This window comes from Neobacillus sp. BP17, from assembly GCF_059579525.1.
This window is the reverse complement of sequence record NZ_CM184198.1, coordinates 5,514,317-5,538,076: the sequence shown is the minus strand read 5'-3', so window position 1 is coordinate 5,538,076 and position 23,760 is coordinate 5,514,317. Positions and strand designations below refer to the sequence as shown.

At 43.6% G+C, this 23,760-nt stretch carries 25 protein-coding genes and 1 pseudogene; 18 read left to right on the top strand and 8 right to left on the bottom strand.

Features of this window, described 5'->3' with window-relative positions:
• Positions 1–1,515, top strand: coding sequence for an NADH-quinone oxidoreductase subunit NuoN (nuoN, locus tag AC4QJR_RS27040; RefSeq protein ID WP_098571509.1), 1,515 nt, complete (start codon positions 1–3; stop codon positions 1,513–1,515).
• 413 nt (positions 1,516–1,928) lie between these two features.
• Here the strand turns inward: nuoN and AC4QJR_RS27035 are convergent, their stop codons facing one another.
• From AC4QJR_RS27035 to AC4QJR_RS27025, 3 genes are read right to left on the bottom strand one after another with little or no spacing between them, the layout of a single operon-like run.
• Positions 1,929–2,489: a general stress protein gene (locus tag AC4QJR_RS27035; RefSeq protein WP_496524832.1), complete on the bottom strand. Its 561-nt coding sequence runs from the start codon at positions 2,487–2,489 to the stop codon at positions 1,929–1,931.
• Positions 2,490–2,526: 37 nt separating this feature from the next.
• Entirely contained in the window at positions 2,527–2,697 is a 171-nt protein-coding gene (locus AC4QJR_RS27030) for a CsbD family protein (protein WP_251459511.1), read from the bottom strand.
• 19 nt (positions 2,698–2,716) lie between these two features.
• A complete protein-coding gene (locus AC4QJR_RS27025; protein ID WP_496524831.1) occupies positions 2,717–3,022 on the bottom strand; it encodes a hypothetical protein in 306 nt (101 codons plus the stop codon).
• 240 nt (positions 3,023–3,262) lie between these two features.
• Here AC4QJR_RS27025 and AC4QJR_RS27020 point away from each other — a divergent pair, with 240 nt between their 5' ends.
• From AC4QJR_RS27020 to AC4QJR_RS27010, 3 genes are all read left to right on the top strand, one after another.
• The gene (locus AC4QJR_RS27020) at positions 3,263–4,768 is read left to right on the top strand and encodes a mechanosensitive ion channel (RefSeq protein ID WP_496524830.1); all 1,506 of its coding nucleotides are present in this window, start codon (positions 3,263–3,265) and stop codon (positions 4,766–4,768) included.
• 69 nt (positions 4,769–4,837) lie between these two features.
• Positions 4,838–6,133, top strand: a complete 1,296-nt coding sequence (locus AC4QJR_RS27015) for a hemolysin family protein (protein WP_496524829.1) — start codon at positions 4,838–4,840, stop codon at positions 6,131–6,133.
• Between the two features lie 131 nt (positions 6,134–6,264).
• Positions 6,265–6,420: a hypothetical protein gene (locus tag AC4QJR_RS27010; RefSeq protein WP_496524828.1), complete on the top strand. Its 156-nt coding sequence runs from the start codon at positions 6,265–6,267 to the stop codon at positions 6,418–6,420.
• Here AC4QJR_RS27010 and AC4QJR_RS27005 read toward each other — a convergent pair.
• Positions 6,387–7,112 (bottom strand): TrkA C-terminal domain-containing protein, encoded by a 726-nt coding sequence (locus AC4QJR_RS27005; protein WP_098571504.1) that lies wholly within the window; start codon positions 7,110–7,112, stop codon positions 6,387–6,389. The two genes, AC4QJR_RS27010 and AC4QJR_RS27005, sit on opposite strands and share 34 nt — an antisense overlap.
• 55 nt (positions 7,113–7,167) lie before the next feature.
• Complete coding sequence (locus AC4QJR_RS27000; RefSeq protein ID WP_098571503.1) at positions 7,168–7,440, bottom strand: YbyB family protein; 273 nt, start codon at positions 7,438–7,440, stop codon at positions 7,168–7,170.
• Positions 7,441–7,599: 159 nt separating this feature from the next.
• Between AC4QJR_RS27000 and AC4QJR_RS26995 the strand changes: the two genes are divergently transcribed.
• On the top strand, positions 7,600–8,529 hold the full coding sequence (locus AC4QJR_RS26995; RefSeq protein WP_496524827.1) for a magnesium transporter CorA family protein: 930 nt from the start codon (positions 7,600–7,602) through the stop codon (positions 8,527–8,529).
• 81 nt (positions 8,530–8,610) lie between these two features.
• Here AC4QJR_RS26995 and AC4QJR_RS26990 read toward each other — a convergent pair whose 3' ends face one another.
• A complete protein-coding gene (locus tag AC4QJR_RS26990) occupies positions 8,611–8,778 on the bottom strand; it encodes a hypothetical protein (RefSeq protein WP_180229968.1) in 168 nt (55 codons plus the stop codon).
• Between the two features lie 263 nt (positions 8,779–9,041).
• On the opposite strand from AC4QJR_RS26990, the gene AC4QJR_RS26985 reads away from it, so the two are divergent.
• The 4 genes from AC4QJR_RS26985 to AC4QJR_RS26970 all read left to right on the top strand — a co-directional run bounded on the left by AC4QJR_RS26985 (position 9,042) and on the right by AC4QJR_RS26970 (position 11,851).
• The gene (locus AC4QJR_RS26985; RefSeq protein WP_251459500.1) at positions 9,042–9,374 is read left to right on the top strand and encodes an anti-sigma factor antagonist; all 333 of its coding nucleotides are present in this window, start codon (positions 9,042–9,044) and stop codon (positions 9,372–9,374) included.
• Positions 9,371–9,853, top strand: coding sequence for an anti-sigma B factor RsbW (rsbW, locus tag AC4QJR_RS26980; protein ID WP_098571500.1), 483 nt, complete (start codon positions 9,371–9,373; stop codon positions 9,851–9,853). The genes AC4QJR_RS26985 and rsbW overlap by 4 nt, the downstream gene beginning before the upstream one ends.
• The gene (gene sigB / locus AC4QJR_RS26975) at positions 9,819–10,613 is read left to right on the top strand and encodes an RNA polymerase sigma factor SigB (RefSeq protein ID WP_496524826.1); all 795 of its coding nucleotides are present in this window, start codon (positions 9,819–9,821) and stop codon (positions 10,611–10,613) included. The genes rsbW and sigB overlap by 35 nt, the downstream gene beginning before the upstream one ends.
• Before the next feature lie 95 nt (positions 10,614–10,708).
• Positions 10,709–11,851 carry a PP2C family protein-serine/threonine phosphatase gene (locus AC4QJR_RS26970; RefSeq protein ID WP_496526757.1) on the top strand — a complete coding sequence of 381 codons (1,143 nt, stop codon included), beginning with the start codon at positions 10,709–10,711 and terminating at the stop codon, positions 11,849–11,851.
• A gap of 395 nt (positions 11,852–12,246) precedes the next feature.
• On the opposite strand, the gene AC4QJR_RS26965 is transcribed toward AC4QJR_RS26970, so the two are convergent.
• Positions 12,247–12,705, bottom strand: coding sequence for a Dps family protein (locus tag AC4QJR_RS26965; protein ID WP_496524825.1), 459 nt, complete (start codon positions 12,703–12,705; stop codon positions 12,247–12,249).
• A 289-nt stretch (positions 12,706–12,994) separates the two neighbouring features.
• Between AC4QJR_RS26965 and AC4QJR_RS26960 the strand changes: the two genes are divergently transcribed.
• The 4 genes and pseudogenes from AC4QJR_RS26960 to AC4QJR_RS26945 all read left to right on the top strand — a co-directional run bounded on the left by AC4QJR_RS26960 (position 12,995) and on the right by AC4QJR_RS26945 (position 19,858).
• A complete protein-coding gene (locus AC4QJR_RS26960) occupies positions 12,995–15,703 on the top strand; it encodes a CHASE3 domain-containing protein (RefSeq protein ID WP_496526756.1) in 2,709 nt (902 codons plus the stop codon).
• A complete protein-coding gene (locus AC4QJR_RS26955; RefSeq protein ID WP_496524824.1) occupies positions 15,700–16,740 on the top strand; it encodes a CheR family methyltransferase in 1,041 nt (346 codons plus the stop codon). Before AC4QJR_RS26960 ends, AC4QJR_RS26955 begins: the two co-directional genes overlap by 4 nt.
• Positions 16,741–16,863: 123 nt before the next feature.
• Positions 16,864–18,363, top strand: a complete 1,500-nt coding sequence (cls, locus tag AC4QJR_RS26950) for a cardiolipin synthase (protein WP_496524823.1) — start codon at positions 16,864–16,866, stop codon at positions 18,361–18,363.
• Positions 18,364–18,390: 27 nt separating this feature from the next.
• Positions 18,391–19,858 (top strand): annotated as a pseudogene (locus AC4QJR_RS26945) (alpha-amylase).
• Positions 19,859–19,962: 104 nt separating this feature from the next.
• Here the strand turns inward: AC4QJR_RS26945 and AC4QJR_RS26940 are convergent.
• Positions 19,963–20,217 (bottom strand): GlsB/YeaQ/YmgE family stress response membrane protein, encoded by a 255-nt coding sequence (locus AC4QJR_RS26940; RefSeq protein WP_098571494.1) that lies wholly within the window; start codon positions 20,215–20,217, stop codon positions 19,963–19,965.
• 196 nt (positions 20,218–20,413) lie between these two features.
• Between AC4QJR_RS26940 and AC4QJR_RS26935 the strand changes: the two genes are divergently transcribed.
• The 5 genes from AC4QJR_RS26935 (at position 20,414) to murA (ending at position 23,697) form a co-directional block, all read left to right on the top strand.
• Positions 20,414–20,734 (top strand): YflT domain-containing protein, encoded by a 321-nt coding sequence (locus AC4QJR_RS26935; protein WP_496524822.1) that lies wholly within the window; start codon positions 20,414–20,416, stop codon positions 20,732–20,734.
• Positions 20,735–20,812: 78 nt separating this feature from the next.
• Positions 20,813–20,995, top strand: coding sequence for a hypothetical protein (locus tag AC4QJR_RS26930; protein ID WP_496524821.1), 183 nt, complete (start codon positions 20,813–20,815; stop codon positions 20,993–20,995).
• A gap of 162 nt (positions 20,996–21,157) precedes the next feature.
• Positions 21,158–21,400, top strand: a complete 243-nt coding sequence (locus tag AC4QJR_RS26925; protein ID WP_026568263.1) for a DUF1146 family protein — start codon at positions 21,158–21,160, stop codon at positions 21,398–21,400.
• A gap of 174 nt (positions 21,401–21,574) precedes the next feature.
• The gene (locus AC4QJR_RS26920; protein WP_251459489.1) at positions 21,575–22,354 is read left to right on the top strand and encodes a YwmB family TATA-box binding protein; all 780 of its coding nucleotides are present in this window, start codon (positions 21,575–21,577) and stop codon (positions 22,352–22,354) included.
• Between the two features lie 32 nt (positions 22,355–22,386).
• On the top strand, positions 22,387–23,697 hold the full coding sequence (murA, locus tag AC4QJR_RS26915; RefSeq protein ID WP_098571490.1) for a UDP-N-acetylglucosamine 1-carboxyvinyltransferase: 1,311 nt from the start codon (positions 22,387–22,389) through the stop codon (positions 23,695–23,697).
• Positions 23,698–23,760: the final 63 nt, after the last annotated feature.

Sequence of the window (23,760 nt, the reverse complement as noted above, 5' to 3'; positions counted from 1 at the left end):
ATGAGTCTTGATACCTTGCAGCAATTTCATTGGAGTGCCATGACACCAGAGTTCATCATCCTTGGTGTATCCGCACTTCTTACACTTTTAGATTTATTTATGCCGAAAAATCAAGACCGAAGAGTTCTCGGCTGGATCGGAATTGTTGCCATTATCGCTGCAACCGTGTCCGTGCTTAGTTTAGTGGGCGGACCTGTGAGGTCGATTTTGGACGATTCATTCCGCTTAGATAGTTTTGCGATGGGCTTTAAATTATTACTGCTAGTAGGGGCAGGTCTGGTTATGCTTTTGGCCGTCAGCTACCCAGCCAAGGATGGTTTAGAGGAATATCGCGGCGAGTTTTATTATTTGTTCTTATCTGCCTTGCTCGGCGGCATGATTATGACATCGAGCGGCGATTTAATTACGCTGTTCATCGGCTTGGAATTGTTAACTGTTTCTTCTTATATTTTAGCGGGGATACGCAAGTATCATTTAGAGTCGAACGAATCTGCGATGAAATACGTCATCAATGGCGGAATTTCCACAGCGATCACGTTGTTTGGGATGAGCTATATCTATGGATTAACCGGCTCAACCAACTTAGTGAAGATTGCCACTACCTTGACGCAGGTGTCAGATGGCCAACAGGCTTACCTGTTAACATTGGCATTTTTAATGGTACTTGTGGGGTTAGCGTTTAAATTGGGGGCAGCTCCATTCCATATGTGGGCACCTGACGTCTACCAGGGTGCGCCAACACCGGTGACGGCATTTCTAAGTGTTGTTTCAAAAACAGCTGGTTTTGTGATTGTACTTCGGATTTTATTAACCGTCTTTCTCGCCGCTGCATCGGTCGAAGGTCCAGAAAAGCCAATCCTGATTCAAATGCAGGATTACTTGGCCTTGATCGCTGGAGTAACGATGATTATCGGGAACGTCGTGGCATTGAAGCAGTCGAACATTAAACGGATGTTTGCGTATTCTAGTATCGCACATGCCGGTTACATTCTCGTGGCACTAACTACACTGAACTCGAACATCTTTTACTCGATTTGGTTTTATCTGCTCGCTTACTTACTCATGAACATGGGTGCGTTTGCCATCATCCAGGTCGTTACCGAAAAATCAGGTTCAGCGAAGATTGCTGATTTTGCTGGCTTGTACCGCCGTTCACCTGTGCTTGCGGTCGTTATGGGGATCTTGCTTGTATCGCTGGCAGGTTTCCCGGGCACAGCCGGGTTCATTGGAAAATTAAACATTTTTATCGGCGCATTTGCTGGTCAGACACCACATTATGTGCTCGCTTCAGTGATGATTGCGACGACGGTGGTTTCGTACTTCTATTACTTTGGTGTGATGACACAAATGTTTTTCCGTCCGGCGAGTGACGACAGCAAGTTTAAGATTCCAGCGGGGATTTTAATCGTGTTGGTGGTTGCAGTTGTCGGTTCCATATTATTTGGTGTAATGCCGAATTTTGCGTTAGACTTTATGCAAAACAACCTGAATAACCTATCGGACTTTTTCAGTTAGGTTAGGCGCGGTCGGAAAAGCAGGATGCTTTGGGGGAAGCATCCTGTTAAATTAAAGGGGTATTCATACATGAAAAAGGAGAGGCTGGGGGAGCCTCTTCTTTTTTTATTGGCTTTTAAAAGGTGCATATTACATCATTTTGAGAACTTATCACATATTTTGGGAGACTTATTACATCATTTTGAGAACTAATAACCTATTTCTGGACACTTATGACACATTTTGAGAACTTATCACATATTTTGGGAGACTTATTACATCATTTTGAGAACTAATAACCTATTTCTGGACACTTATGACACATTTTGCGAAACTTACGACATTTGCTGGATATAAATTGGAAAACCCTAGATTGCAGTACCCACTAATGCCAAAAAGCTGCAAACAACATAATCGTTGCTGCAGCTTGTGTATTAGAACTTGGTATTCAAGGCTGGATTTCGATCTCGAATGGTGTCATATCGTGATTCTTCTTTATCAGGTGTTGGTTCCACATCTATTGGAGCCTCTTGCACCATATCCTTATCAGAGTGATCTCGTTTATTAACCAGGACGAGAATTTTTCCTTCTTCAACCGACTCTTGATAATATTTGGCGTCATCGTCTGGAATTCCAAGGCCGATCAGTGCGCCTGCTAGTCCGCCTACACCAGCTCCTGTTATGGCTCCCAAGATGCTTGATGCGATAGGACCTGCGGCGACAATTGGGCCAATACCTGGGATGGCTAGAGCGCCAAGTCCGGCTAATAATCCGGTTGCACCACCAATTGCACCACCTGTTAGCGCGCCAGTGGCAGCTGTGTCTTCAACTACAGTACCCGTTTCTTCGGTGATTGTATCTACGTGATTGTGGTCCTTACCAATTACACTGATTTCCGACTTATCGTATCCCCATTTTATCAGGTCCTCTATGGCGGCAATCGCCTCTTGTTCTGATTGATACACACCTACAATATTCTTCCCGTGCTTGTCCATTTTTTCTCCTCCTCTAATTTAATAGGTTGGATAAATGCTATTTTGATAGTTTATCTTTCACTTCGCCTACGCCTTCTTTTACTTTACCTTTGGCTTTATCGACTTTGCCTTCTACCACCTTTGAATCATCATCTGTTAAGCGGCCCCATTGCTCTTTCGCTTCACCTTTCACTTGGTCAACACTGCCTGAAAATTTATCTTTATTCATATTATTTAGCCTCCTAATATTAGTTATCTAATTCATCTTTCTTTTCGCCATCGCTAACGCCATTATCTTGATCTACTCCATCACCAACACCGTCCTCTTTTAATTTTTCCTCCACATTATTCACTGCTTCTTCAATATTCTGCTTTGCATCGTCCATTGTTGCGTTGGCTTCCTTTTTCGTATCAGTGTCTACTGCATCTTTTTGTTGTCCATCACTGATCCCGTTATCCTGGTCGACCCCATCGCCACATCCAGCTAACCCGCCGAATGTCAGCGATACAGCTAATCCGCCAACTAGTAATCGTTTCTTCCAATTAATTTGCATTGGTAGCTCCTCCTTCTAATTGAACTGTTTAGAAGTGCAAGTCTGCCTTGCATATTGGTTATATTCCCGCTGATAAGGACTTGAAACCTCATTTTTTCCTAAGAGGGCCTTCCGTTGTGTTCCTACTATTAAATGATTTTTTTGAAAAAATATTATTTTTAAAAACTAGGTTTCGATTCATTAATACAGGTTATATATCCTATAGAAAAACTGAAAAATCACGAAAAGGAGTTTGATAGGATGGAGATGGATCACATGATGAATGGCTGGTACTCATATTTTCAACAGCTGCCAACCTTGCTGTTTACTCTATTGGTATTATTGGTTGGCTGGCTCATCGCAAAGTTTATTGGAAAAGGTGTAGAGTCCCTTTTAAAGAAAACGAGCTTTGATGACCGGCTGTTTTCCAACCTAGGAAAGAGGAAATACTCATCTGAAGTGATAATCGGAAAAATCGTGTATTATATTTTACTCGTGTTTGTCTGGATTATCTTTTTCAATATGCTGAACTTAAGCTTCATTGCCACACCGCTTGTGGAAATGTTATCGACGATTACGGCCGCGGTTCCTAATGTTCTAAAAGCGGCCCTGATTTTATTGCTTGCATGGGGAGTTGCCTCGCTGCTGCGCCTCTTGTTTAAAAAAGGGACAGCCATGATTCATGGAGAACGTCTCTTAGTAAAATGGAAGATGGCAAATAATGAAGCGGAGGCCGTACGTAAGGTTAACAGTATCGGCAAAGTGCTTTTCTACTTTGTGTTCTTACTATTTTTACCGGGGGTATTGGATGCACTGCAAATAGAAGGCGTATCAGAACCTTTCGCTAACACCCTATCAACCTTGCTAACCTTTATCCCTAAGTTATTTGCTGCGGCCCTGATTGTGTTTGTCGGCTGGCTGATTGCAAAAATGGTCCGTGATATTCTAACAAACTTTTTAAGCAGCGTCGGTACGGAGCGGCTTGGTCAACGTTTCGGTCTAAACACGGCAGGAGAGGGAACCAGTCTTTCGAGTATGATTGGGAACATTGCGTTTATCTTAATCTTAATTCCTACGGTTATTACAGCGCTAGAAAAGCTTGATCTAAAGGGAATTTCTGACCCGGCCATTTCAATGCTTCATCATGTGCTCACGCTCATTCCAAACATCGCCGTCGCGGTTATCTTAATCTTAGCAGGCTTATGGATTGGTAGATGGGTTGAAAAAATGGTGTCGCAAATGCTGTGGCGTTTACGATTTAACAACATCTTTCACCATATGGGTATTGGGTCGTTAAATCCAGAGCAATCCAAGTATAATCTCTCGCAAATTGTGGGTATGATTGCAAAAATTGTAATTGTCCTATTATTTACAGTGGAAGCATTACAAATTGTTCACCTAGAGTTCTTAGTCACTCTAGCAACAGGCGTGATTGCCTATTTACCGATGTTACTGGCTGCACTTGTGATTTTAGGAATTGGTTTGTATGTAGGTCACTTAGTCGAGCGTATTTTACAAAATGTGTTAAAGAACAGCTACTCCCGGACACTAGCCGCTGTAGGGAAATATGCGGTCTTCGCGATCACCGTCTTTATGGCATTAGACCAGCTTGGAGTTGCCCATTCGATTGTTAATGCTGCCTTTATTCTCGTCTTAGGGGGAGCAGCCTTAGCATTTGGGCTGGCATTTGGTCTCGGAGGAAAGGAATTCGCCAGCAAATATCTTGATAGGCTAGATAATAAGTTAGACAAGAAAATAATCGAATAAAAGATGGATAACAATCCGAAACTCTTCGGATTGTTATTTTTTAAAAAAAGAGAGGGAGTGAAGCTTCTCTTGACGATCATCCATTTACTCTTAATTGCGGTATTAATCGCACTAACCGGATTTTTCGTTGCGGTCGAATTTGCGATGGTTAAAGTCCGTCCATCGAGAATAGATCAGTTAATTGCGGAAGGGAAGAAGGGGGCTGTTTCGGCGAAAAGGGTGGTCACCCATCTGGATGAATATTTATCTGCCTGTCAACTAGGGATAACCGTGACCGCACTGGGCCTGGGTTGGTTGGGTGAACCGACCGTAGAAAAACTATTGCACCCATTCCTAGCGGCACTAGACCTCAATCAATCCGTGACACATATTTTATCGGTTAGTTTGGCCTTTGTGTTGGTTACCTTTTTCCATGTAGTGGCAGGGGAATTGGCACCGAAAACGGTAGCGATTCAAAAAGCTGAGGCGATTACGCTTTTCTTCGCTGTACCAATTATCTGGTTTAACAAAATCATGTTTCCCTTTATTTGGCTCTTAAATGGTTCAGCCCGGCTGCTAACGGGGATGTTTGGCGTAAAGCATTCATCGGAACACGAAGGAGCTCATTCTGAAGAAGAGCTGCGAATTCTCTTGTCAGAAAGCTATAAAAGTGGTGAGATCAATCAGAATGAATTACGCTATGTGAACAATATTTTTGAATTTGATGAGAGAGTGGCAAAGGAAATTATGGTGCCGCGGCCCGAGATAAGCAGCCTGCCGATGGACGCGACGGTGGATGAGTTCTTAAAAAGGGTGAGGGATGAAAATTTTACCCGCTATCCGGTTATGGACGGGGATAAGGATCACATAATCGGCATTATTAACGTGAAATCGCTGTTAACGTCGTTTATGTTGCATACAGATAATCTGGATGAGTTGCAGGTAAGTTCCTTTATCAGTCCCGTGATTCATGTGATGGAAACCACTCCCATACATGACTTACTGGTGAAAATGCAAATTGAACGGACACATATGGCCATTCTTATGGATGAATACGGCGGGACCTCGGGTTTGGTTACGGTGGAGGACATTATAGAGGAAATTGTTGGCGAGGTGCGTGATGAGTTCGATGCCGATGAAGTGGCCGAGATTCAAAAGATCAAGGAGAACCATTATGTTGTCGATGGGAAATTATTACTTGAGGACGTGAACGATTTACTAGGGGTCAACCTAGCCGATCCGGGTATTGATACCATCGGCGGCTGGTACCTGACGCAAAACTCTAATGCGCCAATCGGCAGTAAAGTGGAATCAGAAGGGTACGTGTTCCAGGCCATTGCCAGTAAGGGGTATCATATTTTGAATGTGGAAGTGAAAAAGATTTAACGTGAAGAAGCCTCGAGACTCGAGGCTTTTTTTCGTGGTTTTGGCTACTTCGCCAGTAAAAAGTGGTTATGCGCCAGTAAATTTGTGCTATCCGCCAGTAAGTGGCGGCTATGCGCCAGTAAACGGTGGTTATGCGCCAGAAACTGGCCGCTCCGCCAGTAAACGGCGGCCATGAGCCAGTAATCGACCGCCATCCGCCAGTAATCGACCGCCATCCGCCAGTAACTGACCATCATCCGCCAGTAACTGACCATCATCCGCCAGTAAATGCAGTCGGTGGTTGCTGATTCTTCAGCTTTTTCTTCATGATTCGAATATCATGTTGAAAGAGCTTGTTTATGGCCTCTTTATCTCCATATAAAAGCAGCTGATCCCCTTCCTGTAATTTTTCGTTGTAGATATTGCACCGTATTTTCGATTGACCTCTTTTAATAAAAAGCACGATAAACTCTGGCCGCTCTTGGTCATTAAACAGCTGGTTAATTGTTTTATAGACAAGCAAAGAGTCGGTATAGATATGCAGATTGAGCAGAAAATCGTTCTTTTCCGTTAAAAACACGTCCCGAATCGGCAAATCGCCGAGTTCCATCTGCTGCTTCATCTCTCTATGAAATAATTTTGATAACAGGTTTTGAATGCAGGCGAGTTTTAATACGCCAAAAACAAGCATGACGCCGCCTGCAATGTAAAAAATATGAATCATCCGTAGGTCGTCCGAAAGGAAATTACTGATTGTTGAAATAATGACGGCAAGGGAGAAGGCCCCAAACAAGATCAGGAATGTAGCGAGTTTCCGGCGAATCGGGTGGCCTAAAATAAGCTCCGATTCCTCCGTTGTAAAGCCCGTGCCGGTCATTAACGAAATTACCTGAAACCTTGACACCTTTAAATTGAGCCCCGTTAATCGAAATAAAACAACGTAAATTTCGATAACCGCTGTAATGATGATGAAATAGACGAGTAAAAAAAGTAAATTCATCCAACCAGCCACCTCAAAAAATTAGTTGGGGTAGTCACCTGCCCCAACTGTTTTATCACTGCATCTTCTCATTATAAAATTGAACGGAATACATGGCCCCTTCACTGACCATGTTATTATCCTCTAAATCACGCGGGTGTGGATGTCCTCCTTTTTCTATCGGGAGTTCTTCACTTTTATCAAACGGGGTAGGTTTAATCTTTCGTTTCCAGTCTCTCAGTACACTTTCCGCTTTTAATCGGTTCGGTTTAGATGATAGCCACATTGCGGCCGAAGCTCCCATTCCAGCGGCGACAATAATCGATGTAACAGGTACCATACGTTTCATATTAAAACCTCCTATTAGATTCTCTTAAAATAGCACTTTTAAAAAAGTTCTATTTCTAGTTGTAATACCCGCTTCCGTTTCTCTCAAACCATATTTCCGAAGTTTCATTAGTTCCGGATTGGGGGATATAGGTAGAAAACCTTTGTGAAAGGAGATCCGATGGCTATCGATTGGAAATGGTATCAAGTTAAGAAAGATGAGGATGAGCGCATCCAACCAATTTTCAAACAAAATCGTTCTGGATGTAACGAATGGCTGAATCAAGTGCGCAAGAATAAAACTAATTCCCTAAGGATTAAGCTTCTTGATTCAGGGGAAAAGGTAGTGACGGGTTCGCTTATTTATAAGCAAAATTTTGAAGAGGAAGGGGACTACAAAATTTTCCATTATTATGTAACAGAGGAGCAGCTGATTACGGTTGATCTTAATTTTTCCAACTTAAAGCATATCCGTCCTGAACCGCTTTTTAAGCAAATAAAGAAAGCTGAAAACGCGGTTGATGGATTTTTTATGCTCCTAGGCGAACTGATGCATGAAATGTTAGTTGAAATCGATCAATTCGAAGAAGCGCTGAAAACACTGATCTGGAGTATCCGAAAGCGGAATGGAACGAGCATTCTTGAAGAAATTTATATGCGAAGGCATGAGCTGCTGGTCTGGAAGAGTCTATTGATTCCGATTAACGAGTTAAAAATAGGAATTGAGGAAGTGAAACTGAATGAAGTAAGCAGAGAGGAGATTTTTACGCTTCTTGTTAAACGGATTGAACGAATGACCGCCCTGCTCAACGAGTACGAGCATGAGCTGGATTCGATTATCAATTTAGAAGAGGTCATTTCTTCCCATCGCGGCAATGAAATTATGAAAACCTTAACAGTGATCACGATCCTGTTTACCCCGATTATGGCATTTGGGGCTTTATGGGGAATGAATTTCAAGCAGATGCCTGAACTCGAATGGCGGTACGGCTATCCTCTTTCGGCCATTATTATCGTGATCTCGACGCTCCTGCTCTATGGCTATTTAAAGTTTAAAGGCTGGACAGGCGATCTGTTAAAAGGAAAAAAGAAAGATTCCTATTTTAAGTAATGATTCGGCTTGCCCAAGGGCAGCCGGTTCTTTTCATAAAAATAACGACCCTGTGAAAGGGCCGTTGCGTCTTATGGGCCGCTATTGCTGCGGATCGGGTGTTTGCTTTTCTTCCTTCTTCAGCTCCGTACCGGTTTTCTCCTCCTCCATTTCCTTGCCGAGCTTCTTTATTTCCTCTAGATTCTGTGCCATCGAACTATTGTTGGACTTCTCGACTTTCTCCTTTAATTCTCTTTTTTTAGTCTCCATGTGAACACCTCTCCTTTGTAATCCTGTCATACCCCATTACTTAAAAAATGAAACCTAACAGGTAGATAGGTCGATTCGTCTAATTTGAATATTTTGGTATAATATTGGGACTAGAACTGGTGTCAGGCACCATGTGAATTCTTCACATGGTGCCTGACACCACCACAAACAGCCTAGTTTAATAGAATTTTTTTATAAAGGAAGGTTTAGACTTTGAAAATAGGGGTATATACACTATAAATCTTTCAGGGGTGATGATGAGAATGAATATAACCATAGATAAACAACAACGTGATGAGGAAATCGTGGTGCTTGTGGCGGGGGAAATTGATGCGTACACGGCACCAAAGCTTAGAGAGGAATTATTGGCGCTGGCAGAAGAGGGAAATAAGTCGATTACCGTTAATCTACAGGATGTGTCCTATTTAGATAGTACCGGTCTGGGGGTGTTTGTAGGTTTATTCAAACAGCTAAAGGAAAAGGGCGGCGAATTAAAGCTGATTCAATTATCGGATCGACTAAAGAGGCTGTTTGAAATTACTGGCCTAAGTAAGGTCATGAACATTTCTGCTACGACTGAGGAGGGGAGACGATGAGCCAAGTGATGGATTATATCGAGATGAAAATTCCTGCCAAGCCGGAGTATGTGGGCGTGATTCGATTGACATTATCGGGAATTGCCAGCCGGATGGGTTTTACATATGAGGAAATTGAAGATCTTAAGATCGCGGTAAGTGAAGCTTGTACGAATGCTGTCCATCACGCCTATCCCAAAGACGAAGGCGGAGAGGTAATTATCGGGTTTGGGATTTATGAGGACAAGTTAGAAACGATGGTATCTGATAGTGGAAAGAGCTTTAATTTTACCCAGAAGAAAAATGAACTAGGCCCCTACACGGAAGCAAGTACAGTGGAGCAGCTGGCAGAGGGAGGGTTAGGACTATATTTAATTGAAACGCTGATGGATGAAGTGAGTGTGGCGAATCATTCCGGGGTGACGGTTTTCATGGTGAAGTATCTAAGTGGGGAGCGTGAAAATCATGACACAACCATCTCAACCCAAGAAACGAACTAGGGAAGAGATTGACGCCCTGATCGTCGAGTTTCAGCAGAACGAATGCCCGCTTTCGCAAACCATTTTAGTCGAACATTACACGGCCCTTGTCGCAAGTCTTGCGCGAAAATATTCAAAAGGGAAATCGTTTCATGAGGACCTTGTGCAAGTAGGGATGATTGGGTTGTTGGCGGCAATCAGAAGATTTGACCCAGGCATGGGAAATCCCTTCGAGTCGTATTTAATTCCAACCGTTATTGGGGAAATTAAACGGTTTCTCAGGGATAAAACATGGAGTGTCCAGGTACCGAGACGGATCAAAGATTTATGGCCAAAGGTTAGAACGGTGGCAGACGAGCTGACCAATCAATATCAGCGTTCACCGAAGGTCGAGGAAATCGCGGATTATTTAGAGATCTCCGAAGAGGAAGTATTGGAAGCGATGGAGATGGGGAAAAGTTATCAAACAGCGTCTGTCGATCAAAGTATTGAAACGGGTTCAGATGGGAGCACGTCGACGACCTTGGACATTGTCGGATCCGACGATGAGGGCTTCGAAAAGGTCGACCAAAAGCTCTTGCTCGAGAGTGCGATGCATGTTCTATCAGAGCGAGAAAAGGAAATTATCCAATTCACGTTTGTAGCAAATAAAAGTCAAAGGGAAACCGGAGAGCTTTTGGGGATTTCGCAGATGCATGTGTCCCGTCTACAAAAAAAGGCGATCGAGAAGTTACGAAAGGCACTCTTGTGTGACACCTATCAAGGAGTCAACGATGCTTGATAGGATACCTGGTGCCTGACACCGCAAAGTAGATAACTGGTGTCAGGCACCAGGTAAATGAACTGACGCTTGGGAAAGGGGGAATCGCTATGGCCATGAAAATTGCGGTGGTTGACGATAATCAAACTAATCTGATGATTATCGAGAAAATTCTGCGGAAGGCTGGTTATAATCGGTTGGTTCTGCTGACATCTGCCAAGGAGTTATATCAATGTTTGCAGCTGGATGAGGTAAATGCCGAGGAGGTTCCGTTCGATTTAATTCTAATGGACTTGATGATGCCGGAAATAGACGGAATGGAAGCATGCAGAAAGGTTCTTGCGGATGAGAGGTATGCTGACCTGCCAATCATCTTCGTTACAGCCATGGGAGATTCCAACAAAATGGCTGAGGCGATGGATGCAGGTGCCCTTGATTATGTCCTGAAACCCATTAATAAAGTGGAGCTGCTGGCGCGGATGCGTTCCGTCCTTCGATTAAAGCAAGAGAAGGACTTACGGAAGGAACGGGATAAACGGCTCCAATATGAGTTGGACCTGGCGAAGCAGGTGCAAGGAAGCATCCTAAGTGATCCGATCGAAGAAGAGGATGTAACGATTTCGGCTATCTATAAGCCTTCCTTTGAGCTGGCTGGAGACTTGTATGCCTGGTATCCAATCAGCGAACATCGGTATGGCGTGATTTTGCTTGATATGATGGGGCATGGAATTTCATCCTCACTCGTATGTATGTACATATATTCGGCATTGAAGGATACGATTACGGGGATGTGTGATCCAGAGCGGGTCATGAGAGAACTGAATCGGCGCATGTATCAGCTGAAGATGCCTGATCATTTGATTAACTATTATTTCACCGCGATTTACCTAGTGCTCGACACTGAAACGCAAACGATTGAGTACGTCAATGCCGGTCATCCAGCGGGAATCGCCATCGTGGATGATGAGGTGAAACTATTAACGGATGGGTGCTGTGCTCTTGGTTTTTTTGAAGAAATCGATGTAACCAAAGGCGTCATTCCTTACAAGCGGGGTGCGCGGACGCTGCTCTTTACCGATGGCCTGTCGGAATGGCTGGAGGAGGATTATGAGGATGCGATCGCGAAGCTCATCAGCACCTTACAAGCCAAAGACATCGACAATCCTGATGCATTTCTTCACCAGCTGCAGCCAAGTCTGGAGCCGCACAATGCCCCGAAGGACGACCTTTGCTTGGTGATGATTTCGACGAATGGCTAACAAATACAAGGGTGTCAGCGGAAGAGCTGGCACCCTGTTTACTAATTGGTGGGTCGGGTTTTGCTGGAAAAATTGTTGCTGAGGAAAAGGCAGCGTGCTGGTTGTGAAGGGGGCGTTCTAATCGTGCCCGTGAGCCTGTTTTTAGGAGATGACGGGAACAAATAGGTACTAATGGTGCCCGCGAGCCTTTCTTTTTGAAGGTGACGGGAACAAATAGGTACTAATGGTGACTGCTCGCCTATTTTTTTGAAGGCGATGGGAACAAATAGGTACTAATCATGCCCGGCCGCCTGTTTTTTAGAAGGAGAAGGGAACAATTAGCCATTAATTGTGCTGCCCATCCAACCCGCTTTTTAAAAGAGGACGGGAACAATTCCCCGTCCCCCCGTCGAATTCTACTCCGCCAAATATGCTTCGAGCATCCATCTATGCTTTTCCAAGGATGTGCGAACGGCTATGAACAGATCTGCTGTCGGTTGGTCTTCGTTGTCCTCGGCAAGGGTGATTCCCTCTGTAAGCTCAGTGCAGACAGTGTTAAAGTCATCAGCTAGACTCTTGATCATTCCCTCCGCATTTTCGTCGCCCTCGCCTTCCTTGATGGAAGAGATTTGTAATTGCTCCTTCAATGTCGCCGTTGGCAATGCTCCAAGCGACAACATTCGTTCCGCGATGGTATCAAGATGCAGCGCCGCTTCCTTATACAGTTCTTCAAATTTGGGGTGCAGCGTGAAGAAATTCTCTCCTTTAACATACCAGTGGTAGTGGTGCAGTTTCATATAAAGCACGGAAAAATTAGCGACCTGTGTGTTAAGAGTCTCTGTTACTAAGTTGTTCTTCTCTTTTGCTTTTGCCATGTTTATTACCTCCGTTTGTTGGAATAGTGTTGATATTTATTCCTTACCCTGGACTTTATCGGTTGAAACCTTGGAAAAAATTTTTTCCAAAGAGGTTTCAAGAATAATAGATTCGGGTAATAAAAAGTATTTAGGTAGAAATTTTCAATCTCAAATAAATATAGAGCTATGGTAGAATAAGGATATTTTAATAGACCACTTTTGTCAGGAGGGGATTACAATAAAAGGCTTCAACTACAACATTCGTGCCAAAATTATTACCGGATACTTCTCCATCTTGATTTGCTTGGTGATATCCTTGCTCATCGTGATTAATCGAATGGCCGATTTACAGAACGAGGTGGACTTCATATCGGGACATGATATTGAGGTGCACGATCTAACGAACCAAATTCAAAAAAATGTTCTCGACATGGAAACCGGAATGAGAGGGTATGCGCTCACTGGAGATGAGGAATACCTGGAGCCTTATAATCTAGGGAGCAGGAACTGGCTGGATAACTACAATAAACTTCATTCCTTGTTAGAGGATAACAACAGGCAGCAGCGCAGTTTAGAAGAAATAAAACCGCTGATTAGGAGTTGGATGACTAATTCCGGGGAATATGTCATCAATGCTAAAAAAGCCAATAATCAATCGGCCTTAGACCAGCATTTTAAGAAAAGTACAGGAAAAAGATTAACCGACCAGCTCCGCACCCAGTTTGATTCATTTCTGGCCAGTGAAAAGAAACTGATGGCAGGACGGATCAGTCAACTCAAACAAAACAATCAAAATTTAAAAGTGACGTTGTACGCGCTGATTGGTTTGGTAACACTCATTACCATCGCGGCGGCGCTGTTACAGTCTAATTCCATCGTTCGAACCATCAATCAAGTGGTAAAAACGATTAAAGGAATTACCGATTCTGATTCGGATGTCGACCTGACGACACGGATGAAAGTGAATACGCGTGACGAAACCCGGGAGCTTGCGGAGGCCATGAACAGTCTCCTCAGCAGTCTGGAGAAACAGAGTTGGATTCAGAAAAGTATGGCGGATATCTCAACATTGTATCAAGGGATTACGGATATTAGCGAATTGACGCAATCGTTTATTTCTAGATTGGCTCCATTACTTCAAGCTTCTTTTGGTGTGGTATATCTTCGCAAAAATGAAGGGGGCGAAGTCTATTACGTCAAAGCGGCATGTTATGCCGCGGTTGCCGATGAGGGAGCTGCCCGGGCGAGTTTCCGATTGGGGGAAGGGCTGATCGGCCAAGCTGCTGTCGATAAACGGATCTTTCTGATTGACCAACTGCCCGAGGAACATATCAAAGTCACCTCTGGCTTAGGTGCTTCTTCCCCAAGGAATCTATTAATTGCTCCGATTTTAGTAGATGGCAAGGTAGAGGCCGTGATTGAGCTTGCTGCGCTTCAGCCGTTTCTCTCACAGCACCTTACCTTAGTCGACCTGCTCCAAGACAAGTTCGGTTCGGCGATTACCAATGTGACGGGAAGAATGGAAGTGGAAAGGCTGCTAGGAGAATCGCAGGTTTTAACAGAAGAACTTCAGGCGCAATCGGAAGAACTCCAAGCACAATCGGAAGAATTGCAAATGCAGCAAGATCAGCTTCAAATGGCCAATGGGTATTTGGAGCAGGAGAAGCAATATGCCGAGCAACGAGCGCTGGAACTCAAAAAGGCGAAGGATGAATTGGAAGACTATTCTCGAAAGCTCCAGATGAGTTCACAATACAAGACGGATTTTCTTGCAAATATGTCTCATGAGCTGCGCACGCCATTGAATAGCATTCTGATTCTGTCGCAAATGCTGATGGAGAATAATGATGAGTTAACCATGTCAGAAGTAGAAGAATACGCAGGTGTTGTCCATACGGCTGGCGGAGATTTGCTGCGGCTGATTGATGATATTCTCGATTTATCAAAAATTGAAGCAGGAAAAATTGAAATTTTGACAGACGAAGTCAATGTAACAGAAATTCCACAGACGCTCAGGAATCTGTTTGAGCCAGTGGCGCGAAAAAAGAATTTAACCTTTGATGTGATCACACATCCAGATGTGCCTCCGGTCATTTCGACGGATGGACAAAGATTGCAGCAAATTTTGAAAAATTTATTATCCAATGCCTTTAAATTTACGGAACAAGGCGGCGTTACGGTACGAATTGAATTTGCTCCGCTTGAAAAAGTGGCGGAATTGCCTGACCTGCAAGAGGATGCTGTCGTGCTGTCCATCGCTATCACTGATACGGGAATCGGCATTCCATTAGATAAACAGCAAATTATATTCGATGCCTTCCAACAGGTCGACGGGACCACAAACAGGCAATATGGCGGGACGGGGCTGGGGTTATCGATTTGCCGGGAATTTACCCGTTTGCTTGGCGGGCTGCTTGAAGTCGAAAGCGAGCAAGATAAGGGAAGTACGTTCACCTTATATATACCGAGCCGTCTTGCGCCTGTCAGCCATGATTTGTTCGAAGTCTTGGCGCTGGAGGAAGTGGCGGCAAGTGCCAGTGAGCTGACCGAGGAACAGGAATTTATAGAAGAATCAGAACCGCCGCGCGTTGATCGAACGGAGGCTGAAACTTCAGATGAACGCTTGTTTAAAGGGAAAAAGGTACTCCTTGTTGAGGATGATGGACGGAATGTATATGCGCTTGTGACAACGCTTGAGAAAAAAGGAGTGGTGGTCCAAGTGGCTGAGAACGGAAAGCGCGCCATTGAAATTTTACAAGAACAAGCCGACTTTGACTTGGTGTTCATGGATATCATGATGCCGGTGATGGGAGGCTATGAGGCCATGAAGGCGATACGTCATGACCTGCAGATGGAAAGTCTGCCCATTATTGCGCTGACCGCTAAAGCCATGAAAGGAGAACGTGATAAGTGTATGGAGGCAGGTGCGTCTGATTATATTATGAAGCCATTAAAAATCGACCAGCTATTCTCATTGATGCGGGTGTGGTTGACAGAGCAGGTGGATCAGGATTGACGAGCATGAAAAAATCGGTGAACCCGGTGAACCCGTTAAACCCGATGAACCCGACCAGCCCGATACAACCGCTAAACCCAGCAAACCCAGTGAACCCGTTGAACCCGGTAAACCCGGTAAACCCGGTAAACCCGGTGAACCCAGTAAACCCGATGAACCCAGTAAACCCAGTAAACCCATTAAACCCGCAAGATTCCAATGTACACACAGAAACAATAGTGCCAACGGAGTTGCAGAATATCGAAATCAATTTGCTGCTTGAGGGTTTGTATCAAATGTACGGATATGACTTCAGGGGGTATGTCCGTGCCTCCTTAACTAGAAGGGTCTTGAATCGGATGAAGGCGGAGCGGCTTCCGTCGATCACGGCTTTATTGGAGAAAGTCCTTCACGATCAAGCGTATTTGGAGCGATTATTAAATGATCTCTCGATTCGGATGACGGAAATGTACCGAGATCCTACTTTTTTTGCTGCCTTTCGTAACCAGGTCGTTCCATTATTGCGCGAGCTTCCAGAGATTCGAATTTGGCATGCTGGCTGCGCAACGGGGGAAGAGGTCTATTCGATGGCCATTTTGATGCTGGAGGAAGGGCTCGCGAAAAAAACAACCATCTATGCAACTGATATTAATGAAAAAGCCCTTTCTGCTGCTCAAAAAGGAGCGTTTCCTCTCAAGAAGATGCAGCAATATACGAAGAACTATTTAAAGTCAGGTGGAAAAAAGGCCTTTTCCGAGTACTATACGACGGATCACCAGTTTGCTTATTTTTCTCCTAAATTAGAAGAGAACCTTATCTTTGCTCAGCATAATCTGGTGGCCGACCGTTCATTTAATGAGTTTCATGTGATTTTATGCCGTAATGTCATGATCTATTTTGACAATGATTTGCAGCAGAAAGTCCATGGCCTATTTTACGACAGTCTTGCTGAAGGTGGATTCATCGGCTTGGGCAGTAAAGAATCCATCCTGTTTATGCCAAAGGGCAAGCAATACGTGGAATTTAATCCACATGAACGAATATACAGAAAGGCATAGGTGCCGACACCCACATTGGGTGTCAGGCACCTTTTTTTTTTCAATATCAGTATGATTAATATCCGGATAAATCGGGTATTACCCCATATGGGGATCTAGATAAATTGGGGGGAGAACGATGTGATGAAAAAACGGAGAATGGAATGGGTCTTTATCATTTTTATGGTTGCGCTAGCCTATATAGTGTTTTTTACCGACGTTCCGTTCCTGTCGAAAGTGATTTCCATCGCGCTCTACGGGGGAATGATCTTGATTACTGTATTTTCATTAATGCTTGAAAATCGGACCGCACAAAACACGCTTTTATGGATTTATATTTTAGTGTTCCTGCCCATCCTTGGCTATATTATTTATGTCTATTCAGGACAATTATTATTAAAAGGCTATCTTTTTAAAAGTAAGCGAATCAAGGATCGTGAAGTGTTTGAAAGAATGAGTCAAAAACACAAGAAGATCGATTTTTCCCAGTTAAATTATCACCAGCACCATTTTACACACTATTTGGATCGGGCGACTGCCACTCCTACGAATTCCAATACTTACACCAAAATTTTAAAAGATGGCGACGAAACGTTCCGAGAAATCAAAAAAGCGCTAAAGGAAGCTAAGGACTTTATCCATCTAGAATATTACATCTTCCGAGATGACCGGCTAGGGAATGAGATCATCGACATCTTAACGGATAAAGCACATGAAGGGGTAGAAGTGCGTTTGATGTACGATGCGGTGGGAAGTATCACACTTTCAAGCGGCGCAATAAATAGAATGAAGGATGCAGGAATCAAGGTCCAGCCTTTTTTGCCGTTGAAAAGCGGTCTGATTAATCAAAAGTTTAACTTTCGGAATCATCGTAAAATCATTGTCATTGACGGGAAAGTCGGATTTGTGGGGGGACTGAACGTTGGAGTCGAATATCTAGGGGAAGACGAGAATATTGGATTCTGGTGTGATACCCATGTCCTTGTTGAAGGGGAAGCAGTCCAAACCTTGCATGCCGTGTTTTTATTAGATTGGCGGTATGTGAGCGGGGAAATGCTGGTGACGGATGAACGCTATATGAAACCAAACCCTGCCCCCAGCGATGGTCTCGTCCATGTCGTCGCGACCGGCCCGGAAACAAAACGGATGAGTGACCATTATTATGCGATGATCTCCTGCGCCACAAAATCCATTTGGATAGCGTCGCCGTACTTCGTCCCCAATCCAGCCATTCGAACCGCACTGCGGATTGCCGCCCATAAAGGGATTCAAATACGAATCATGGTGCCTGACACCAATGATGGTTTTCTCACCCAATATGCGACGCGTTCTTATTTACCGGAATTGTTGCGTGCGGGTGTTGAGGTTTATGCGTACGAAAAGGGGTTTCTTCATAAGAAGGTGATGATTGTGGATGGCGATCTTGCCACGATTGGCACAGCCAATATGGATATGCGCAGCTTTCGTCTCAACTTTGAGGTGAATTTATTTTTAATCGGGGCGAAATCCATCCAAGACCTAGTGGCGCATTATGAAGAAGACTTGAAGGAGTGTCTCAGAATCCGCCCTGTAGAATTTTACAAAAGAGGACTGACTGAAAGGGTAAAGGAATCCTTTGCCCGCCTATTTTCCGGTGTTTTATAAAATGGCCAAGATAAAGGGGGAAAAACCATGAAACGAAACCAGACGATGATGCAATTCTTTGAGTGGCATATTGAAGCCGATGGGACCCATTGGAACCGTCTGAAAGAGATGGCGCCTGAGCTGAAAAGGAAAGGAATCGATTCGGTATGGATTCCACCCGTAACGAAAGGTCAATCGGCAGAAGATACGGGCTATGGGGTATACGATCTTTATGATTTGGGTGAATTCGATCAAAAAGGGACAGTTCGGACGAAATATGGAACGAAGCAAGAATTTACTTGACGCGATTGCCGCATTGTCTGCACATGGGATTCATGTCTATGCAGATGTGGTCATGAATCATAAAGGCGGGGCGGATAAAACCGAGAGATTTCAAGTCGTTGAAGTGAGCAAGGAGGACCGAACCGAAGAGATTTCTGAGCCGTTTGAAATAGAGGGGTATACCAAATTCACGTTCCCGACACGAAAGGATAAGTACTCAGCGTTCAAATGGGGAGTTGAACATTTTAACGGTATCGACTACGATGCAAAATCGAAGAAAACAGGAATTTTTCGGATGGTCGGCGAGGATAAAAAGTGGAATGACTATGTCGATAAGGAATTTGGGAATTACGACTATTTAATGTTTGCCAATATTGATTACCATCAACCAGATGTACAAGAGGAAATGATCAAGTGGGGAAACTGGCTTGCTGATACATTACAATGCAGCGGTTACCGCTTAGACGCGATTAAACATATGGATTATCATTTTATTAAAAAATTTATCGATGCTGTTCGGAAGCAGCAAGGAGACGACTTTTATTTTCTAGGCGAATATTGGGTCGCGGAGCTTTCTGCCTGCCAAACGTTTTTGAAAAATGTTGAGCACAAGCTCCAGTTATTTGACGTTCCCCTTCATTATAAATTTCATGAAGCAGCAATGGCCGGGGCTGATTTTGATTTGACGACCATTTTCGATGATACGTTGGTTCAAACGAATCCGGAACATGCAGTCACTTTTGTGGATAATCATGACACCCAGCCAAACGAGGCTCTGGAATCCTGGGTGGAGGATTGGTTTAAGCAGTCTGCATATGCGCTGATTCTGCTCCGCAAAGATGGCCATCCATGTATTTTTTACGGAGATTATTTTGGCATTGGGGGAGAAGAGCCTATTGAAGGAAAGAGGGTGGCGATCGATCCGCTGCTATATGCTCGTTTTCATAAAGCTTATGGCGAAGAAGAAGATTATTTCGACGACGCCAATTTGATTGGCTGGGTCCGTCGCGGCCGGGCGGAACTGGAGCGTTCAGGCTGCGCGGTCCTCATTTCAAATCAGGATGATGGTGAAAAGAGAATGTTCGTCGGTGAAGACCGGGCAGGGGAAGTGTGGGTGGACCTCACAGGATCACGCGATGAGCCTATTCAAATAGAAGAAGATGGATTTGCGACGTTCCTTGTTAACGGCGGCAGCGTGTCAGTGTGGGCACTACCAGAAGAGGAGTTATTTTAAAATAGAGTCAAACCAGAAGCACCTTGTTTGTTGAGGTGTTTTTCTTATGGGAAAAACATAAAAAGAGACTGCGTGTCGGCAGTCTCCCTGAGTGAACCAATTATTTAAGCTTCCCGTCTCATGCCTTTCATAAGGAAGCCGACGATTAATGTGAGTAGAATCGCGCCCAAGATGGCTGGAATCAGATAAAATCCTCCGACTTCCGGACCCCAATCGCCTAATATCAAAGATCCGAGAAAAGCTCCAATAAATCCAGCGATGATATTTCCAATGACACCTCCTGGAATATCACGTCCGATGACGAGACCTCCTAACCACCCGATAATTCCTCCGATAATTAAAGACCAAATAAATCCCATGAAAACTCATCCCTTTCTAATAAGTAATGTGGAACTTAATCATGTAATACCCGCTCCTGCAATGGCCAAACATTTTTTGATAAAAAAATCATTTTTTCAGCATAAAGGTTTCAATTTTTTAAAAAGGGTTATACACCCAGTTAACATCACGCAGCATTTCAACTTACTAACGAAATTTATTTAGGAGGTAGTTAGAATGAGACAGGTCAAACTAGTGGAAAATGGTCTTCAAGCCAAACAAGAAATTGAACAATTATTAAATCAAGGGTTCAGCAAAGATGAAGTTTACTTGTTGGCTCACAGCAAAGAACGTTCCGAGGATTTGTCGGAGGCGCTGGATACTAATGAGATTGGGGTAAACGAACAAGGATTCTTGGATTCCATCGCAAATGTGTTTCGTTCCCGCGGGGACGAGCTTCGTTCAAAAATGGAATCATTAGGATTATCCGATACTGAGGCGCAGCAATTTGAAAAGGAATTAGACAAAGGTCGAGTCGTGGTTGTAGCAGCCAAATAAAATTCAAGCTTCAGGCGGGGGACAAAAGGATCTCCTTTTGTTTCTCTTACATACAACAAATGGAAAGGAGTTAAGGTGATGAAAATTTCAAAAGTGAACTTGGCTGATTTTTTTGGAGGGAACGTTCGAGCACGCCGCAAAGTGCGAAAGGAACAATGTCCTGATACGAACTTTGAAAATCCAATCATCCACAAGCAAATACACGGCGACAAGGTATATGTCCCATTAAATATCGGCAGGGTTTGGAATCAGGTTAATTAGTTAAATATGTGGGTCGTGTCAGCCTAAAATTCGCCTTCTAATAGTGCAGTGGAAGGCGAATTTTTTATTAAAAAGTATTTTTTGAAAAATGGATAGAAAAGGAAACTATTAAGGTGAAGTTTGTGATAGAATAAACATTGTGTGAAAAAAGGAGGGTGTAGGGTGATAAATGATTTTGGGCAAATGGCATTGTTAAGTATTGTGTCACATTTAATTTTTATAGCGATTTCCTGGTGGGCCCTGCAAGCGATTCGGTTGGATCAATTGCTGAAAGCGGGTCACGTATTTCAGGCGCGGTTACTTTACATATTATTAGCCATCATCATTGGTTCATCTGTTAGTAACTTTTTCCTTGATTATCTCCAATGGTCTAGACAACTGCCTTTGATCATGCAAAATAGTTAATTGGAAAAATTTTAGTTCTTCGTACATGTTCCTATTTGTCTAGAAATTGAGTACAATCGTCATTGTGTGGAAAAAATAACATCAATAAAGCATGGAACTTTGTCTAAAAGTGACGACATTTCCTAAGTATGCTACTCCTCTACCTGGTAACAATGGTAGTAAGGGGGAGTAGAGATGAAGAGAAAGAGTCAAATCCTTTTGAGCGTAGTTATCATACTTAGTGTAATTTTGGTTGTTATGGGGAACCAAACAAGTGAAGCAAATAGCGGCGGAACTAGTTCCTTTTTTGAAAAAGAAATGGACTTAATTAAAATCGGCTCGATGTTACAAGCCGAAAATATTTTGCTCGATGAATGGACTTTTTATGCAAGAGAGCATTTGGATGGCATGGAAAGTTTGCAGGAAGTAAAGGACTACGCTAAAGAGCTTCAAGCTAAGTTTCCTGATTGGGAATGGTCTGTTAAAAATACCAGCCAAAAATGGGAATTAACAGCAGTATCTCCAACATCTAAACACCACAACGAAATGCTTCAAATTATGGCAACCCACACAAAACAACCTGTTAATGCGTATATAGTATATAGTATCTCTGGTAAGGAGTGGAATTCGGCGACAAAGGCCTTTTTCACTACTAGTCAATTTAAAACTAGGCTAACTGACATATTTCGAGGAAATCCAACAGTTTTCTCTTGTATGAAAGGTACAGTCGGTGATAAGATTGATAAGTCTTTACCTAAGACAATGAATCAAATGATGTCAAGATTTAAAGCAAAAGAAATCGAAGCGTTAAAAGAGGAGACTTTCATGTCTGTTTCGGCGAATTCGCCGATGTTTACAGGCTCCATAGAGAATCAACGAGAGAACATGAATTTACAAATTGGCATACGCTCCGAAGGATTGGGCGCTAAAACTACCATCGTAGTTGGCACACCAATCATTACGATTGAATATTAATATAGAGAAAATGGACGCGGAGGGGAATACTCTTGGAAAAGATCATCGTCCGCGGCGGAAAAAGGCTTGATGGAACGGTTAAAGTTGAAGGCGCAAAAAATGCCGTTCTGCCTGTACTCGCTGCAACATTATTAGCAAGTGACGGAAAAAGTGTATTACGTGATGTACCTACACTCTCCGATGTATACACAATTAATGAAGTTTTACGCAACCTAAATGCTGAAGTGTCGTTTGAAAACAATACAGTTGAAGTAGATGCATCCAAAGCGTTAAAAGATGAGGCGCCATTCGAATACGTTCGAAAAATGCGCGCGTCTGTGCTTGTCATGGGATCATTACTCGCTCGTAATGGTCGTGCTCGTGTGGCCTTACCGGGTGGCTGTGCAATTGGATCCCGTCCTATCGATCAGCATCTCAAGGGCTTTGAAGCCATGGGAGCAACGGTTAAGGTAGGAAACGGTTTTATTGAAGCGGAAGTAAACGGCCGCTTACAAGGTGCAAAGATTTATTTAGACTTCCCAAGTGTTGGGGCTACTGAGAATATCATGATGGCTGCCACTCTTGCGGTGGGTACGACAATTATTGAGAACGTGGCAAAAGAACCGGAAATCGTCGACCTTGCCAACTTCTTGAACAAAATGGGCGCTAAAGTTCGCGGCGCCGGCACTGGAACTCTTCGTATTGAAGGGGTAGACGTGTTATTTGGTGCAGACCACAATATTATTCCTGACCGAATCGAAGCTGGTACCTTTATGGTAGCTGCAGCGATAACAGGTGGTAATGTATTGGTAAAAGGCGCTGTTCCTGAACATTTATCATCTTTGATTGCAAAAATGGTAGAAATGGGTATCACGATTCGTGAGGAAGAAGATGGCGTCCGTGTCATCGGAACTGATCGTATGAAGGCTGTTGACATCAAGACGATGCCGCACCCTGGTTTCCCTACAGATATGCAATCACAAATGATGGCATTGCTGCTTCGTGCGAATGGTACTTCGATGATAACTGAAACGGTCTTCGAAAACCGTTTTATGCATGTCGAGGAATTCCGCCGTATGAACGCAGACATCAAGATTGAAGGCCGTTCTGTTATTTTAAATGGTTCTTCAAACTTACAAGGTGCAGAAGTATCAGCAACAGATCTTCGTGCCGCCGCTGCATTAATTTTAACTGGTTTAGTTTCTGAAGGCATGACTCGCGTGACTGAGTTGAAACACTTAGACCGCGGTTATGTAGACTTCCACGGCAAACTAGCAAGACTAGGCGCTGACATCGAACGGATCAACGAAGCTGACGAAACGTTCACGGAGGTTCAGAACCTTGTATCGGATATGAATGCGTAAATGATTTCAGATCTGATTGGTTTTCCAATCAGGAAAGTCTTGAAATCCACGTAACAACGTGCA